At 63.2% G+C, this 15,628-nt stretch carries 15 protein-coding genes; 6 read left to right on the top strand and 9 right to left on the bottom strand.

Going from position 1 to position 15,628, the window contains the following annotated elements; all coding sequences use genetic code 11:
* Positions 1-37: 37 nt before the first annotated feature.
* A complete protein-coding gene (locus LB519_RS28010) occupies positions 38-622 on the top strand; it encodes an amino acid synthesis family protein (protein ID WP_064994632.1) in 585 nt (194 codons plus the stop codon).
* A gap of 3 nt (positions 623-625) precedes the next feature.
* Here LB519_RS28010 and LB519_RS28005 read toward each other — a convergent pair whose 3' ends face one another.
* From LB519_RS28005 to LB519_RS27995, 3 genes are read right to left on the bottom strand one after another with little or no spacing between them, the layout of a single operon-like run.
* Entirely contained in the window at positions 626-1,819 is a 1,194-nt protein-coding gene (locus tag LB519_RS28005) for an amidohydrolase family protein (protein ID WP_224621660.1), read from the bottom strand.
* A 44-nt stretch (positions 1,820-1,863) separates the two neighbouring features.
* Entirely contained in the window at positions 1,864-2,415 is a 552-nt protein-coding gene (locus LB519_RS28000) for a MarR family winged helix-turn-helix transcriptional regulator (protein WP_024502291.1), read from the bottom strand.
* Between the two features lie 48 nt (positions 2,416-2,463).
* Complete coding sequence (locus LB519_RS27995) at positions 2,464-3,108, bottom strand: cysteine hydrolase family protein (protein WP_013530303.1); 645 nt, start codon at positions 3,106-3,108, stop codon at positions 2,464-2,466.
* A 232-nt stretch (positions 3,109-3,340) separates the two neighbouring features.
* Between LB519_RS27995 and LB519_RS27990 the strand changes: the two genes are divergently transcribed.
* Together LB519_RS27990 and LB519_RS27985 are read left to right on the top strand one after the other, a co-directional pair.
* On the top strand, positions 3,341-4,195 hold the full coding sequence (locus LB519_RS27990; RefSeq protein ID WP_064994634.1) for an NAD-dependent epimerase/dehydratase family protein: 855 nt from the start codon (positions 3,341-3,343) through the stop codon (positions 4,193-4,195).
* Positions 4,192-4,998, top strand: a complete 807-nt coding sequence (locus LB519_RS27985; protein ID WP_224621659.1) for an SDR family NAD(P)-dependent oxidoreductase — start codon at positions 4,192-4,194, stop codon at positions 4,996-4,998. The genes LB519_RS27990 and LB519_RS27985 overlap by 4 nt, the downstream gene beginning before the upstream one ends.
* Here the strand turns inward: LB519_RS27985 and LB519_RS27980 are convergent.
* The 6 genes from LB519_RS27980 to LB519_RS27955 form a co-directional block, all read right to left on the bottom strand.
* On the bottom strand, positions 4,995-6,065 hold the full coding sequence (locus tag LB519_RS27980) for a Gfo/Idh/MocA family oxidoreductase (protein ID WP_224621658.1): 1,071 nt from the start codon (positions 6,063-6,065) through the stop codon (positions 4,995-4,997). The two genes, LB519_RS27985 and LB519_RS27980, sit on opposite strands and share 4 nt — an antisense overlap.
* 1 nt (position 6,066) lies before the next feature.
* Entirely contained in the window at positions 6,067-6,966 is a 900-nt protein-coding gene (locus tag LB519_RS27975) for a carbohydrate ABC transporter permease (RefSeq protein WP_013530307.1), read from the bottom strand.
* Positions 6,966-7,901, bottom strand: coding sequence for a carbohydrate ABC transporter permease (locus LB519_RS27970; protein ID WP_024502296.1), 936 nt, complete (start codon positions 7,899-7,901; stop codon positions 6,966-6,968). The genes LB519_RS27975 and LB519_RS27970 overlap by 1 nt, the downstream gene beginning before the upstream one ends.
* A complete protein-coding gene (locus LB519_RS27965) occupies positions 7,898-8,836 on the bottom strand; it encodes a sugar phosphate isomerase/epimerase family protein (RefSeq protein WP_064994637.1) in 939 nt (312 codons plus the stop codon). Before LB519_RS27965 ends, LB519_RS27970 begins: the two co-directional genes overlap by 4 nt.
* Before the next feature lie 110 nt (positions 8,837-8,946).
* Complete coding sequence (locus LB519_RS27960; RefSeq protein WP_224621657.1) at positions 8,947-10,299, bottom strand: extracellular solute-binding protein; 1,353 nt, start codon at positions 10,297-10,299, stop codon at positions 8,947-8,949.
* Between the two features lie 255 nt (positions 10,300-10,554).
* A complete protein-coding gene (locus LB519_RS27955) occupies positions 10,555-11,340 on the bottom strand; it encodes an SDR family NAD(P)-dependent oxidoreductase (RefSeq protein WP_064994638.1) in 786 nt (261 codons plus the stop codon).
* 99 nt (positions 11,341-11,439) lie between these two features.
* Between LB519_RS27955 and uxuA the strand changes: the two genes are divergently transcribed.
* The 3 genes from uxuA to LB519_RS27940 all read left to right on the top strand — a co-directional run bounded on the left by uxuA (position 11,440) and on the right by LB519_RS27940 (position 15,618).
* A complete protein-coding gene (gene uxuA, locus LB519_RS27950; protein ID WP_013530312.1) occupies positions 11,440-12,624 on the top strand; it encodes a mannonate dehydratase in 1,185 nt (394 codons plus the stop codon).
* A 316-nt stretch (positions 12,625-12,940) separates the two neighbouring features.
* Positions 12,941-13,960: an isopenicillin N synthase family dioxygenase gene (locus LB519_RS27945; RefSeq protein ID WP_224621656.1), complete on the top strand. Its 1,020-nt coding sequence runs from the start codon at positions 12,941-12,943 to the stop codon at positions 13,958-13,960.
* Positions 13,961-14,295: 335 nt separating this feature from the next.
* A complete protein-coding gene (locus LB519_RS27940) occupies positions 14,296-15,618 on the top strand; it encodes an LLM class flavin-dependent oxidoreductase (protein ID WP_064994640.1) in 1,323 nt (440 codons plus the stop codon).
* Positions 15,619-15,628: the final 10 nt, after the last annotated feature.

Here is a 15,628-nt window from a genome sequence, read left to right as displayed (position 1 = left end):
TGGCCCCCCCCGACATCAAGGGTGAGGACGGACTGCGATGAACCCGGAAATCCGCCGTATCATCACCATCGTCGAGGAAACCCGGATCGAAGGCGGGCGGCCCGTCGATCCGCCGACGCGGCGTGCCGCAGCCATTGCGGTCATCCGCAACCCCTATGCGGGTACCTACGTCGAGGATCTGTCGGCACTCAGCGCCATCGGCGAAGCGTTGGGCGAAATCTTGCCCAGGCGCGCCGTCGCTGCTCTGGGTATTGCCGGCGACCGGGTCGAGAGCTTCGGCAAGGCGGCCGCCGTCGGCGCCGATGGCGAGCTCGAACATGCCGCCGCCATCCTTCATCCAAAGCTCGGCGCCCCGTTCCGCGATGTGCTCGGCAAGGGCGCCGCGCTCATTCCTTCATCGAAGAAGCGCGGCGGCCTCGGCGTGCCGCTCGATATTCCGCTCGGTCACAAGGATGCAGCGCGGGTGCGCAGCCATTTCGACGGCATGGAGGTTCGTGTTCCCGATGCACCGCGTGCCGACGAGATCGTCGTCGCTATCGCCGTCACCGATTCCGGCAGGCCGCACCCGCGCGTCGGCGGGCTGACCAAGGACAAGATTGTCGGGATTGACGGCGTCGGCTGACCGTCAGGCCGCCAGGACTTCCGGCACCCGCATCGCCGGCGGGGTGTTGCGGCTCCGGCCGGTCCGAACCACGCCGTCGATGACGACCATTCCAATGCCTGGAAGATTGCCGAGCGCCACGCTGTCGAGCAGCCCGTCGCCGGCGCCGCCGATCGCCTGATCCATGAAGATCAGGGCGGCGGCGCGACCGACCTCGATGATGCCGCGATCATCCAGTCCGCGCACGCGCACCGTGTTGCCGCTGGCAAAACAGAACGCCACTTCCGGCGCGATACCACCAAGCGAAGCCAGCATGGTCAGGGTCCGCAGGATACCGAGCGGCTGCACGCCGGATCCGGCCGGGCTGTCCGTGCCCAGGATGACGCGCGAAAGTTCGCCGCGCTGCCTTGCCAGGTCGAGCACGAACAGTCCGGTGCGCAGATTGCCGTTATGGACGATCTCAAGCGCCCTCGAGCCCTTCTCGCAGATCTGCCGTATTTCAGCGTCGGGCAGGGCGGTTGGCCCGCCATTGACGTGGGCGACGATGTCGGCGTCGACCTCCAGCACGACATCCGCGCCGATGCGGCCGGAGCCGGGCAGCGACGGGCCGCCTGTGTGGGTCATCGAGGTCATGCCGTATTTGCGCGCCCAGGCGATCATCTTCCGGCCGGTCGGCCCATCCTTGACGCCGCCAAGCCCGACTTCGCCGACAAGCGTCACGCCGGCCTCGGCGAGACTGCGGAAGTCTTCCTCGGTAAGGCCGGGTTCCAGGATCGGTGCCCCGGCCAGGATCTTCATGCCGTTCGGACGGAAGTTGGAGAAGGTGCGCTGCGCCGCGATCGCCAACGCCTTCAGCCCGACAAGATCGCGCGGTCGGCCCGGTGTGTGGACCTCGCCAGCCGAAATGATCGTGGTGACGCCGCCATGCACGGTCGAATCCATCCAGCCGATCTGGTTCTGCCGGGGCGTCCAGTCGCCGGCCACCGGATGGGCGTGGTTGTCGATAAGACCCGGCGCGACCGCACAGCCCATCGCATCGATGATCGTCGCCGCGCTGCCGCCATCAATGTCGCCTGCCTTGCCAATGCCTGATATGCGTCCATCGCTCACGACGATGGTGTCGGCGTCGATGATCGGTTGTGCGAGATCGCCGCTCAGCATGAGACCGATATTGCGGACGACGAGCGTGTTGGCAGACGACTGGAGGTCGGACGACATCGGTTCTCACTTTTGCTGTTATGGAAAAAAGGACTGGACGCGGCTTATTTGCCGCCGTCGCCATTCGTTGGGTCGTCGTCATTGATGCGCTGGAGCAGGCGAAGCAGCGTCGCCTGCTCAGCCGGGGAGAGCGGCGACAGGAACCGCCGCCCGACCTCGACGCTGCGTTCGAGCCGTTCCAGCGTATAGTCGGTCCCTTTGCTGGTCAGCGCGATCATCGTCAGGCGTTGGTCGGTTTCGGAGGCGCTGCGCGTGATCAGCCCGTGTTTGAGCAGTTTGCGCATGACGATGCTGATGGTCGACGGGTCCATCGCCGTCAGCCGGCCGAGATGGTTCTGCGAGACTTCGCCATGCTTGAGGATCGTGGCGAGCGCCGCGAATTGCGTTGGCGAAAGGTCTTCACCGGCCATGACCTGCTGGAAGCGCAGTGTCGCGCGCTGATGCGCCCGGCGGATGACGTGCGCCGGGTGACGGTCCAGTTCATAGCCGGTCTCGGCGTATTGCTGCAGCACTTGCTCGCGGCTCGGGGGTGCATCGCCGCTCGGCGTTTTCGAGGTCGCGCCTTTTTCGGATTGCGGTTTCTTTTCAGTCGTCACACCGGACTCCTATCGCCGCTGTCTCGGATGTCGCCGGTTTGGAAAAGCTCAAGCCGCGACCTCCGCTGGTTGAAGCGACGTCCCGTCGCGGAGGGCTGCGACGACATCAGCCGAATCGCTGACCACGCCAAAATGGGTCGCTATGTCGTAGAGCGAGCTTTCCTGCTCGCGTGGTCCCGTTGCCGCGCAGCAATCGCTTGGCACCACCACCTCATAGCCCTGAAAAAAGGCATCATGGACGGTCGAGCGCACGCAGATGTTGGTGACCACGCCGAAAATGACCAACTGGTCGACCTGCATGTCTTTCAGCGTCAGGTCGAGGTCGGTTTGAAAGAAGGCCGAGTAGCGCCGCTTGATGACATGGATCTCATCAGCGCGGGCGCCGAGATCCTCGATGATCTCCGGCCCCCAGCTTCCATCCAGGCAATGCGGTGTGCGCTTCAGCCATTCGCGCTCGCGTCGCATGCCCGGCCGGTGGCTGTCATGGACCCAGATCACCGGCACGCCGGCGGCGCGCGCGGCCTCGATCACGGCCAGTTGCGGCGCGACCAGCGTCTCGTATCCAGGCAGGACCATGGCCCCGCCGGGCTTGCAGAACTCATTGACCATATCGATGACGATAATGGCCGCACGGCGTGGATCGAGGCGCACCGCATCATCGTGCCGATGTGAGGAAAAACTGTCCACGGACATGGCGAGCTCCTTTGACCGATCGTTGATGCTCATACAAAAAACCCTAGTGGATGCCAAGTCAATCCCGTTCGACGCAAAGCGTGCTGGTCGGCCTTGCGCACCGCGCTCCGACAAGCGTATGCGCTATTTGCCCATCGCGAAATGGCCTTGACAACGCTTGTCAGGCATGTGCTCGATTTGTATGACCATCAATGATATTCAAGCCGCTGAATTGCGGAGCCGAGGCCGAGATATGAAAACCATCGTCACCGGAGCCAGCGGCCTGCTTGGCCGCCATGTGGCCGAGGCTCTGGTTGCGGCCGGCCACGATGTGCTTGGTGTCGATGCCGTGGTGCCGGGTGAGGTCGCATGGCGCCACGCAACCGCCGATTTGACTGATCTGGGATCGACACTGCAGCTGGTGCGCGATTGCGATGCCGTTGTGCATGTCGCGGCCATTCCGCGGCCGACCGGCCGGGCCGGCGGCGAGGTGTTCAAGACCAACATCGCGACCGCCTACAATGTGGTCGAGGCAGCCGCCATGGCCGGCGCTAGGCGCTTCATCTATGCCTCATCCTTCAGCGTCTTCGGCTATCCCTTTTTCGAAAAACCTGTGCGGCCGCCCTATCTGCCGGTCGACCTGGACCACCCGGTCGGCGCGCAGGACCCGTACGGCCTGTCGAAATGGCTGGGCGAGGAAATCGTCGACGCGGCGGTGCGCCGCGGCGCCTTTTCGGCGGTCAGTATCCGCATGCCGTGGATCCAGACGCCGGGTTCATTTTTCGAGGGCGTCGGGCCGCGCCGCGCCACGGCCGACAGTGCCCGCGACCTGTGGGCCTATCTCGACGCGCGCGACGCCGGGCAGGGCTTCCTGCGGGCGCTTGAATGGCAAGGCGACGGCCATCTGCGCGTCCTGCTCAGCGCCGCCGACACCTTCATGGAAGAGGAAACCGAAGCGCTCGTGTGCCGGGTCTATCCCGATGTCGCTCTATCGCGGCCGATCGCCGGCTTTGGCGCCGTGCTCGACACGGTCCATGCGCGCGAAACGATCGGCTTCGAACCACAATATTCATGGCGTTCCTATCCAAAGCCGGAGACCGGGGGATGAAACGATTCGACCAGAAGAAGATCCTTGTCACTGGCGGCGCCGGCGCGATCGGCGGCGCGGCGGTGCGGCGTTTCCTTGACGAAGGCGCGCGCGTCGCCATTGTCGATCGCAATGGCGCGGCGGCGCAGCAACTGGCTCGCTCACTGGGTGAAAACGCCATTGCCATCGAAGCCGACGTCACCGATGAAGCGGATGTGCGGCGCGCCGTCGAGGTGACCGTCGAGACGTTCGGCGGCCTCGACGTGGTGTTCAACAATGCCGGCATTTCCGGCGTCGTCGCTCCCGTTCACGACCTGCCGGTCGAGGACTGGGATACGACCATCCGTATCAATCTGCGCGGTATCTTCCTCGTCCTGCAGGCATCGCTTCGGGCAATGATCAAGGCGGGGACCGGTGGCTCGATCGTCAACATGGGCTCATCCATGGCCGGTTGGGACGTCCTTTCGGGCGGTGCCGGCTATGTCGCTTCCAAACACGGCGTGGTCGGCCTGACGCGGGTTGCGGCGCTCGATGCCGCGCCCTACGGCATACGCGTCAATGCCATTTGCCCCGGCGTGATCGAGACGACGCTTGGCGTGCCGGCTTCCGGTGACGGCGAATTCAAGAGCAGCGTCCAGCATTTCGCCGACCGCATTCCATTGCGCCGCGTCGGCCAGCCGGACGATGTCGCGGCCGCCGTGGCTTTCCTCGCCTCCGACGAGGCGAGGCACGTCACGGGCGTGGATTGGCTGATCGACGGCGGCCAGACCTTGCAGAGCTGGGCCAACGCCCCTGATGGCGGTGCGTTTCCGAAATTTCGCTAAAGTCTTTTCGGCGGCATTGCCTGGATGATCCGAACGGCAAGATCGAGATCGGCGAGCCCGCCCGAAAGCGGCGTGCGCGGCTTAACGCCGGCAAGAATGCAATCAGCGAAATGCAGCCATTCGCGGCGGAACGACGTATCCGGAACGCCAGGCAGAACGCGTTCGGATGCAGCCTCGCCTGTCGTTTCACGTAGCCGGACAGTCGCCGAGGCATTGCGGAAATAGGGGTTCTGGAATTCGATCCGCACCTCGTCGCGCTCGCCATGCACGTGGATCCACTCGTCCCACCATTCATACTGGGCAAGTGCCATGTCCAAGAGGCAAGGGACGCCGCCATAATCGAGCACGGCCAGCAGCTGGTTGGGACCGGTCTGCTGTGCATGCACGACGCAGTCCGGCGTGCCGAAAGCGCCGCGCATGACGGCAAGGTCGTGGCTGGCGAGGCTGAGCAGTACAAGATAGAGATCGCGATAGCCGGCATGGTCCACACCGAGCGCCGCCTCGATGCGCCGAGCGACCGTTTCGCGTCCCGCCGCCAACACATCGGCCGGCACGTCGGTGACCCTGGTTTGCGTGTAGAGTTGGCCATAACGGTCGAAGCGGCCCGCGAAATCGTGGACATGGATCGATTTCGGCCGGCCGATGGCGGCGATGCGCTCCAGCCCGATCTCATAGCCGGGATCATAGAATTTCATGTAGCCGACAAGGGCGACGAGGCCGCTCCGCTCGGCCTGCTCGACCAGCGGGCGCGCCTCCTCGAGCGTGAAGGCAAGCGGCTTCTCGACGATCAGGTGCTTGCCGGCGCGGATTGCATCGGCAACCATCTCGCCATGATCGTAGGTGCAGATCACGACCGCATCGACATTCGGATCGGCAAGCAGCGCGCGATGGTCCGTATATCTGGCAGTGACGCCATAATGTTCCGCGACCTTGTCGACCGTGCCGGGAGAGATGTCGCACAAGGCGGCGATGCGAAACGCCGGCAACTCCATGAGATAAGGCAAGTGCATCAGCTGGGCGATCTCGCCGCAGCCGATGACGCCGACGCCAATAACGCGATCCTGCATGTCAACCCTTCACGGCGCCGGCTGTCAGGCCGGCGATGAACTGCCGTTGCATGGCGACGAAGACGACGATCACCGGCAGTGTCGTGATCGTCAACGCGGCGAAATAGAGCGTCCAGAGCGAGTCGTATTGCTGGAAGAAGCTGACCAGCCCAAGCGGGATGGTCTGCACCAAAGGGTCGCGCAACAGCAGGAAGGCCAGGAAGAAATCGTTCCAGATCTCGATGAAGCCGAAGATGAGGATCAGCGCCACGCCCGGCCGCACCAGGGGCAGCATGATGTGGATCAGGATCTCGAGCCGGCTGGCGCCATCGATGCGCGCGGCATCTTCGAGGTCGGCCGGCAACGTGATGAAGAAGCTGCGCAGAATGAAGACCGAAAGCGGCAGCGAGGTCGCGGCATAGATGAAGGCAATGCCGAGCCGGCTGTTTATCAGGCCGAGATCGCGCGCCACCAGGAACAGCGGAATGGCCATCACCTGCGGCGGCACCAGCATGGCCGCAACCGCGACTGCAACCACAAGACCGCGTCCGGGGAAACGAAGACGCGCCACCGCATAGGCGCACGGCGTCGCGACGGCCACCAGGATGATCAATGCCGAGCCGGTGACGAAGATGCTGTTGACGATGCGCGATCCCATGCCGGCGATCCGCCAGGCATCGGCATAGTTCTGCAGCACCAGGCTCGATGGCGGACCCCAGACATTGCTGAGCATTTCCTGCTTGGTCTTGAGCGAACCGAACAGCACCCAAAGCAGCGGATAAAGGGTCTCGAAGAGCACGAGAATGAGCGCGGCATAGATGCCGCCAAGTTCGAGGATGCCGCGCATGCCGAGGCGCTGCATGAGCCCGCGACGGCGAGAGCCGGCGGCGCCATCGTTCAGCGAAAGGTTGGCGGCTCTCATCAGACGTCGAGCCTTTGCCGCCGCATCAGGGCCAGCAGGCCGACGCTGGCCAGCCCGACGATCATGAAGAGAACATAGCCGATCGCAGCGGCGTAGCTCATGGCGCCGTCCTGGAAGGCCTTGCTCATCATGTAGGTGAGCACCACTTCGGTGGCGTGGTTCGGGCCGCCCTTGGTCAAGACATAGACGATGTCGAAATTGCGCACGAAGGCGCCGGAAAGGCCGAGGATGGTGTTGATGAAGATGATCGGCATCATCATCGGAACGGTGACGTGCCGGAAGCGCTGCAAGGGGCCGGCGCCGTCCATCTTCGCCGATTCATAAAGCTCCGAGGGGATCGTCTGCAGCCCGGCCAGATAGATGACGGCATGGAAGCCGAGCCATTTCCAGACATCGACGACGATGATCGAGTAGAGCGCGATGTCGGCGTCGCCGAGCCATGATCGTTTCAGTCCGGCGAGGCCGATGAGATCGAGCCCGCTGTTGAGCAGGCCGAAGACGGGATTGTAGATCCAGGACCAGAGCAGGCCGACGGCGACGAAGGACATCGTCACCGGGACGAAGGCGGCGGCGCGGAAGAAGGCGCGGCCAAGCAGCGCCCGGTTCAGAAGCAGCGCCAGCCCGAGGCCGAGCGCGTTTTTCAGGACCACGACGGCAACGACGAAAATCAAATTGTTGCGCAGCGCGCCGAGGAAGGTGCGATCATGCGCCAGCCGCATGTAGTTGGAAAAGCCCGCCCATGTCGGGTCGGAAAACCCGTCCCAATTGTGCAGGCTGAGCCAGAAGCCGTTGACGAACGGCCAGAGGTAGAAAAGACCGAAGAGGATCGCGGCGGGCAGGATCATGACGAAGGCCGTAGCCCCGTCCCCGGCGTCGAAGCGCCAGGTGCCGGATCGGCTCGAAACAGGAGCCGCCTCTTGCGGTCGCGTGCTCATGTGGCCTTCGCGCCTTGCGGGGTCAGCACCAGCCCGAGCGTGTCCCTGATATAGGCGATGCTCTCGAGCGTGCTTTGCTCTGCTGTCTTCTTGGACGCATCCAGCTCGATGATGGCGAGGCCATCGTAGTTTGCCTCCAGCAGGGCGTCGGCGATGCCGGCAAGATCGACGACCCCGGCGCCGAGCTCGCAAAAGGCGCCATAGCGGTCATAGCCCTTCAGCGCCGGATCGACCCTGGTGTCCTTGAAATGCATATAGCGCACAGCCGAAATGTAGGTCTTGACCGCGTCGACCGGATCGGAATTGGTGTGGGCGAGATGCGCCGGATCGATGCACAGGCCGGCGAGGTTGGTATCCAATTCATCCATCATGCGATCGAGCTGGTCGCGGCGCTCGATGAAGGTGTCGAGGTGCGGGTGATAGACCGTCTCAATGCCAAGGTCCTTCGTCCGCCTGCCGATATCCTCGAGCGCCCGGCAGAAGGCGCGGTAGTCGTCGGCCGTGTGCGCCCCGGCAGCGGCTTCCGAGGGACCGCCGCCGAGAACCAGCACCGGTGAGCCAAAGCCCTTCAACATCCTGGTCAGCGCGACGAGCACGTCACGCTCATAAGGCCAGGCGACGGGGTTGGTGAAGATCGCATTGACGTAGAAGGAGGAGAGCTTGATGCCATATTCGCTCTGGCCTTCCGACAGCAGCGCATAGCGCCGCAAGATGTCGGTGTCGGTGGTCACCCCCATCGGCGCCTGATTGCCGAGCTGCATGTATTTGCGGGCGTACTGGTCCGACAGGCTGGTGAAGGCGAGGATCTCGAACCAGCCGAAGCCCTGGTCGGCGAGAAACTTGATGGCTGGCCTGAGCGGAAGGCCGGTCAGGTCCCAGCTGTTCAGATGGTAACCGATCGAGAAGCGCTGCCGTTCGGCGCGATGTGTCGTCATGTGTTCTCTCCGATGGGCGAGGCTGCCCGAAGCAGGCAGCCTCTGTTCTTCTTTCCTGGCGCATCAGCCCGGCTGGATGGGTGCTCGCTTGCAGGCGCTACTTCAGGGCCTCATTTGGGCGGCCAGCTGCCCTGGGCCTTGAGGTCGTCGAAGATGGTCTGGATCGATGCGGCGGCGTCTTCGGGCGTCGTGGTGCCGCCGACGATGCCGGCGATTGCCGAAGCCGTGGCGCTCGCGACCTCCGATGGCCAGATCCAGTCGAGGAACTTGATCGTGTTCGGGAAGGCCTGCTTGCGCAGTTCGACGGCATAGGCATCGTCGACCTGCGGCACGCCCTTGATCGAGGCCGCGATCGGCTGTTCCGGCGCGAGGTAGAGCGTCGCGACTTCAGGCCGTGTCAGATATTCGATGAATTTGACCGCGGCATCGAGCTTCTCGGGCGGGATCGAGGAGGCGATGCACATGCCGTTGTCGGCACCGCCGCCATGGCCAGGCGCGCCCGGCGTTCCGTCCATTTTCGGAAAGGCGAAGGCGCCCCATTTGAAGTCCTTGACGCTCGACTGGAGCGACGGGATTTCCCAGGTGCCGCCATAATACATGGCGCTCTTGCCGGCGGCGAAGGCCGCACGCATGCCGTCCTGGTCGACGGAAAGCGAATCCTTGGAAAGGATGCCATCATCGACCCATTGCTTGATCAGCTTGAACCCCTCGACATCGGGCGCGTCGGTGAACTTCGCCGTGCCCTCGAGGTTCTTCTGCGTCTTGCCGACCGGGTCGCCCGATGCCTGCGAAAAGGTCTCGAAGTACCACATCGGCCACATCACGGTGTTCGAGCCCTGATGCAGCAAAGGGATCACGCCCGCGGTCTTGAACTTCGGCACGGCTGCCTTCAGGTCGTCATAGGTTGGCGGGACAGGAATGGCGAGCTTCTGAAAGAGATCGACATTGTAGAAGATCGTCGATGTCGACAGCGTCGAGATCGGCACGCCATAGACTTGCCCGTTGACCGTGAAGGCGCCAAGTGCAGCGGCGTCGATCCTGTCCTGGAACGGCTTGATCTTGTCGGTAATCGGCATCACCAGTTTGCGCCTGACATAGGCACCATTGGTGTAGAAGGCCGGGCAGGCGATCAGATCCATTTCCTGATTTGCAAGTTTTGCGGTCATCACGCGCTGAATGGAATCGGTTTGTGGCCCCTGGGCATCCCACTCGATCGCGGCGACGTCGGGGTTGGCCTTGAGGAAGCCGTCGATAACCTGCTGCTGGATTTTCTTCTGCTCGTCCGGCGGCTGACGCGGCGCGAGTTCGTCGAGCGCCGAGCCGCCGAAAATCTTGAGCGTGATCCCTTCGGCGTGGCCGATGCCGGGCACTGTAATCAGGCCGAGGCCTAGCAGTGCGGCGGCAAGGATGGGAGCGGCGGGACGTTGTTTCGGACGATGGGTCACTCTCTGCTGAAGGGGCATCTGGCTCTCCTTTACGCCAATGCCGAGGGGCAACCTCGGGACCAATATCGTTGATGGTCATATGATCTTGGTCGCCTGTTGATGTTTTTGTCAATCGGCAAGAATGCCTATTATTTCATCGATCGCACCGCCCCCTTTCGTGTTCGGCGTGGCCCGTGCGGTGTTCGATTTGCTTGAGCATTGATCTGCAAGAATTCGGCAAACCAATTGTCGGATGCCGGCCGCTCCCGCTAAAGGCCAAGCCCCATTCGCGATCTACTTCACGCCGATGCCGGCGGTCAGGCCGCCATCGATCTTGTAATCCGCGCCAGTGCAGAAGCCGGCCTTCGACGAACACAGGAAAGCGATAAGTTCGGCCACCTCCTCCGGCTCGCCGATGCGCCCGATGGGGTGCGCTTCGCCGAAGCGCTTGTAGGCGGCCTCGACATCGGCGTCCGTGCCGTCCTCGCCGCGGGCGGCCTGCTCCAGGATCGGGGTGCGGATCGAGCCGGGGCTGACGGAATTGACGCGGATGCCGGAGCGCGCATGGTCCAGGGCCAGGGCACGCGTCAGCGCGTGGATGGCGCCCTTGGTGGTGGCATAGGCGGCGACGTTTTGCTGGCAGGCAAAGCCCTGCACCGAAGCGACGTTGACGATGGCGCCGCCGCCCCTGCGGACCATTTCCGGGATGCCGAAATGCGCGGTCAGATAGATCGACCCGACATTGATCGACATCGCCTTGTTCCAGGTCTCGAAATCGGTGCTGACGGCGGTTCCGTACGGATGCACCGCCGCCGAATTGACGACGATATCGAGGCCGCCGAACCGCTCCACGCCGGCCGCGACCGCGTCGCGAACCTGATCGGGCACGGAGACGTCGGCGCCTATGACCAGCGCCCCGGCTCCGGAGCTTTCCAGTTCCGCTTTCAGTAGAGCGTTGGCCGCGCGGTCGATGCCGCAGGCGATGATCGCAGCGCCCCCTGCAGCGAGGCGTCTGGCGGTTGCGAGGCCAATCCCGGTCGTCCCCGTCACCAAGGCAACCTTGCCGTCGAAATCCTTCATTGGGAAAACTCCTTCATTCGCTGTCCGAAACCGGTTCCTAGTTTGACACCCATTGTGGTCCAACAATAGGTTGCCATCCTCTCGCAGAAGGAAGCGGCAATGGAACAGTGCTGGCGCTGGTATGGACCAAACGACCCGGTAACGCTCGATCATGTCAGGCAGGCCGGTGCGACCGGCGTGGTGAGCGCCTTGCACGATATCTACGACGGGCGCGCCTGGCCGCTCGAGAGCATTCTGGAGCGCAAGCGTGTCATCGAGGCTGCCGGCCTGACATGGTCGGTGGTCGAGAGCATTCCGGTCCACAACTCCTTCAAGATCGGCGCGCCGGAACGCGAGCGCTACGCCGGCTACTATCGCGACTCAATCCGCGCGCTCGCCAAGGCCGGCATTGCGACGGTCTGCTACAATTTCATGCCGGTGGTCGACTGGACCCGCACGGATCTCGCCTATCGGCTGCCGACGACGGGCTATGCGCTGCGTTTCGACGCCATCGATTTCGCAGCCTACGACCTGTTCGTGCTGAAGCGCGTCAATGCCGAAGCCGGCTATACCGCTGCCCGTATCGCCGAAGCGGAAGCGCGGCTGAAGGAATTGAGCAGCGAAGCGATCGACAGGATCGAACGCAACCTGATCGCCGGCCTGCCGGCGACCGAGCGCAGCTATGACAGGGACAGTTTTCGCGAGGCCCTGGCGGACTACGATGCGATCGGACCAAAGGAGCTGCGCCAAAACCTTGCCTGGTTCCTGCGCGAGATCATTCCGGTGGCCGAAGAGGAGGGGGTGCGCATGTGCATCCATCCCGACGACCCGCCCTTCTCGCTCTATGGCTTGCCACGCATCGTTTCGACAGCCGAGGATGCGCGTTTCATCCTTAACGCCGTCGACAGCCCCGCCAACGGCCTGACGTTCTGCACCGGCTCTTATGGCACGCGCGCCGACAATGACATCGTCGCCATGGTCAAGGAATTCGCCGACCGCATCCACTTTGTCCACCTCCGCAACATCACCATCGAGGATGACGGCTCGTTCTACGAAGCCGAGCATCTCGAAGGCGGCACCGACATGGCGCATGTTATCCTCGCTCTGATGCAGGAAGAGGCGCGCCGTCGCAGGGAAGGCCGTGCCGACTGGCGCATTCCGATGCGACCAGACCATGGCCATCTGCTTGCCGACGACATCGGCAAGACCAGGATCAACCCCGGCTATTCGCTGATCGGCCGGCTGAAGGGCCTCGCCGAGCTGCGCGGCATCATGCGCGCCATCGAGCGGTTCGAGCTGGCTTGAAGCCGTCCTGCCGGTCGGCTGGCGGGATTTACAGACGATCACGCGCGATTGCGCTTCCGCTGCGACTTATACGCTGTCGCACTGGAAAGTGCGGTCCACGAGAGGCATGGCGGGTAAAGCACTTGTCGGGAAATTATTTGCCGACAGGTCATAATATGCAGCGCTGACGTTCTTCCATCCGGCCCGGATTGGACTTCCTGTTGCTTTGATCGGCACGCCTTGCGTGTCACTTTGAGATGCATTCATGCTCGAAGCTCTTGCCGGTGGTCGCTTCTACTTCTCCTAAGCCAGGGCAGAGAAAAGAAGGAAGCTGACCATGCCCAGAATTGTGCCGGTGCTTGACCTGAGCCGCCTCGAACAAGGTGCGTCCGAGTATCGTACCTTTCTCCTGGACCTGCGTACGGCAGCCCGGGACGTTGGCTTCTTCTATCTCAGCGGCCACGGAATTTCCGCCCCGGAGATCGACGACGTGCTCGATGCCTCGCGACGGTTCTTCGCGTTGCCGGAGGCCGACAAGCTGGCCATCGAAATGGTCAAATCCCAGCAGTTTCGCGGCTACACCCGCGCCGGCGGCGAACTGACCAAGGGCGCGGCCGACTGGCGTGAGCAACTCGACATCGGCGTCGAGCGCCAGCCCATAGCGCAGGGACCTGGAATTGCACCGTGGACACGGCTGCAGGGGCCGAACCAGTGGCCGTCTGCACTGCCGGAGCTCAAGCCGGCACTGCTTGCATGGCAGGCCCAGGCGACCGCGGTGGCCATTCGGCTGCTGAAAGCCTTCGCACTATCGCTCGATCAGCCCGAGGACGCCTTCGACGCGATCTATCGGGACTCGCCCAACCATCGCATGAAGATCGTCCGTTATCCCGGCCGTGACGCGACCGAAGGCGACCAGGGCGTCGGCGCGCACAAGGATGGCGGTTTCCTCACCCTGCTGCTGCAGGACGACAACAAGGGCCTGCAGGTCAAATATGACGGAAGCTGGGTGAATGTGGATCCGCTGCCTGGAACGCTGGTCGTCAACATTGGCGAACTGCTCGAACTGGCATCGAATGGGTATTTGCGTGCCACCGTTCACCGCGTCGTGACGCCGCCTGCCGGCGTCGAGCGGATCTCCGTTCCCTTCTTCTTCAGTGCGCGGCTGGACGCGACCATACCGCTTCTGACCCTACCCGAGGAATTGGCGGCCGAAGCGCGCGGGCCGGCAAGCGATCCGGACAACCCCTTGTTCCGCGATGTCGGCACCAATGTGCTCAAAAGCCGACTGCGTTCCCATCCCGACGTGGCACGCCGCCATTATGCCGATCTTCTCCAGGCCGGAGCGGCGGGCTCGTGAGCTCAGCTCTGCACGAATTTTTTCCGTTTCATATGTTTTTTGGAATGCCATTCGTCGCCAAGGCTTCGAGATAGGCGCAAAAAGGTAAAATCGTTTAGCGGTTTCCTCCCATTCCGCTGGACGGTGTTCCCCTCTGAAGGTTCAAACCTTCTTTTGGCCGGGCCGCATTCGAGCCCGGCCATTTTTTGTCCTGGTCCCGGACAGCGCAAAACCTATGCTGCAAAAGGCCGGCGTGGAGGAACAGGATATCTTCCCGAGTTGCGCGGACCGTCCGATCCTGAGTTTAGGATTCGAGCGCTAGTGCTCGACTGTATCGATCGGTCGAAACGACTTTCATGACACAAAAACAATTGCACCTCGGCGCCTTCATGCGCCCCGTCAGCCTGCATACGGGCGCCTGGCGCTATCCGGGCGCCTATGCCGACGCCAATTTCAATTTCGCGCATCTGAAGCGCTTCGCCCAGACCTTGGAGGCGGCGAAGTTCGACGCCTTCTTCATGGCCGACCATCTGGCCGTTCTCAACATGCCGATCGAGGCGCTGCGGCGCAGCCACACGGTCACCTCGTTCGAGCCGTTCACGCTTTTGTCGGCGCTCGCCGCCGTCACCGACCATATCGGGCTGGTCGCCACCGCATCGACGACGTTCGACGCGCCCTATCATGTTGCCCGCCGCTTCGCCTCGCTCGACCATATCAGCGGCGGACGCGCCGGCTGGAACATCGTCACCACGTCCAATCCGGATGCGGCGCTCAATTTCGGCCTCGACGAGCATGTCGAGCATGACGAGCGCTACCGGCGGGCCCGGGAATTCTACGATGTCGTCACCGGCCTGTGGGACAGCTTTGCCGACGATGCCTTCATCCGCGACGCCGAAAGCGGGTTCTATTTCGACCCGGCCAGGCTGCATGTGCTCGACCACAAGGGTGAGCATCTCTCGGTGCGCGGCCCACTCAACATCGCGCGGCCAATCCAGGGCTGGCCGGTCATCGTGCAGGCCGGCGCCTCGGAGGCAGGACGCCAACTGGCGGCGGAGACAGCGGAGGTCATTTTCGCCGCCCATGCCGATCTCGCGGCAGGGCAGCGCTTCTTCGCCGACGTCAAAGGCCGTGCGGAAAGGCTTGGCCGGTCGCGTGACGACATCAAGATCCTGCCCGGCGCCTTTGTCGTTGTCGGTGACAGCGTCGAGGACGCGCAGGCCAGGCGGGCGAAGCTCGACAGTCTCGTCTACTACGAGAGCGGCATCGCCTCGCTGTCGATCGCCATCGGACATGACGCGTCCGGTTTTGATCCCGACGCGCCCTTGCCCGAAATCCGCGAGACCAATGCCTCGAAGAGTGGCCGCGAGCGCGTCATCGAACTGGCACGCGAGGAGAACCTGACCGTCAGGCAGCTTGCGCAAAGGCTGGGCGGCTATTCCGGCCTTGCTTTTGTCGGCACGCCTGAAACAATCGCCGACGAGATGGAGGAATGGCTGATCGGCGAGGGTTCCGACGGGTTCAACATCATGTTTCCATACCTGCCCGCCGGGCTCGATGATTTTGCCGAGAAGGTGGTGCCGGAATTGCAAAGGCGAGGGATCTTCAGGCGGCAATATGAAGGGTCGACACTGCGCGAGAATCTCGGGCTGAAGCGTCCGCCCAACCGGTTTTTCGAGTAGAGCCTTCTTC

It is taken from the genome of Mesorhizobium sp. AD1-1, from assembly GCF_020164655.1.
GTDB lineage: Bacteria > Pseudomonadota > Alphaproteobacteria > Rhizobiales > Rhizobiaceae > Mesorhizobium > Mesorhizobium ciceri.
The sequence above is the reverse complement of the archived record's forward strand: the minus strand, read 5'-3'. Positions and strand labels throughout refer to the sequence as shown.

What these genes read in the sequence shown, in the direction of transcription:
- LB519_RS28010 (WP_064994632.1), top strand. Translation starts at nt 38, where the DNA reads ATGAACCCGGAAATCCGCCGTATCATCACCATCGTCGAGGAAACCCGG.
- LB519_RS28005 (WP_224621660.1), bottom strand. Translation starts at nt 1,819, where the DNA reads ATGTCGTCCGACCTCCAGTCGTCTGCCAACACGCTCGTCGTCCGCAAT.
- LB519_RS27995 (WP_013530303.1), bottom strand. Translation starts at nt 3,108, where the DNA reads ATGTCCGTGGACAGTTTTTCCTCACATCGGCACGATGATGCGGTGCGC.
- LB519_RS27990 (WP_064994634.1), top strand. Translation starts at nt 3,341, where the DNA reads ATGAAAACCATCGTCACCGGAGCCAGCGGCCTGCTTGGCCGCCATGTG.
- LB519_RS27985 (WP_224621659.1), top strand. Translation starts at nt 4,192, where the DNA reads ATGAAACGATTCGACCAGAAGAAGATCCTTGTCACTGGCGGCGCCGGC.
- LB519_RS27980 (WP_224621658.1), bottom strand. Translation starts at nt 6,065, where the DNA reads ATGCAGGATCGCGTTATTGGCGTCGGCGTCATCGGCTGCGGCGAGATC.
- LB519_RS27975 (WP_013530307.1), bottom strand. Translation starts at nt 6,966, where the DNA reads ATGAGAGCCGCCAACCTTTCGCTGAACGATGGCGCCGCCGGCTCTCGC.
- LB519_RS27970 (WP_024502296.1), bottom strand. Translation starts at nt 7,901, where the DNA reads ATGAGCACGCGACCGCAAGAGGCGGCTCCTGTTTCGAGCCGATCCGGC.
- LB519_RS27965 (WP_064994637.1), bottom strand. Translation starts at nt 8,836, where the DNA reads ATGACGACACATCGCGCCGAACGGCAGCGCTTCTCGATCGGTTACCAT.
- LB519_RS27960 (WP_224621657.1), bottom strand. Translation starts at nt 10,299, where the DNA reads ATGCCCCTTCAGCAGAGAGTGACCCATCGTCCGAAACAACGTCCCGCC.
- LB519_RS27955 (WP_064994638.1), bottom strand. Translation starts at nt 11,340, where the DNA reads ATGAAGGATTTCGACGGCAAGGTTGCCTTGGTGACGGGGACGACCGGG.
- uxuA (WP_013530312.1), top strand. Translation starts at nt 11,440, where the DNA reads ATGGAACAGTGCTGGCGCTGGTATGGACCAAACGACCCGGTAACGCTC.
- LB519_RS27945 (WP_224621656.1), top strand. Translation starts at nt 12,941, where the DNA reads ATGCCCAGAATTGTGCCGGTGCTTGACCTGAGCCGCCTCGAACAAGGT.
- LB519_RS27940 (WP_064994640.1), top strand. Translation starts at nt 14,296, where the DNA reads ATGACACAAAAACAATTGCACCTCGGCGCCTTCATGCGCCCCGTCAGC.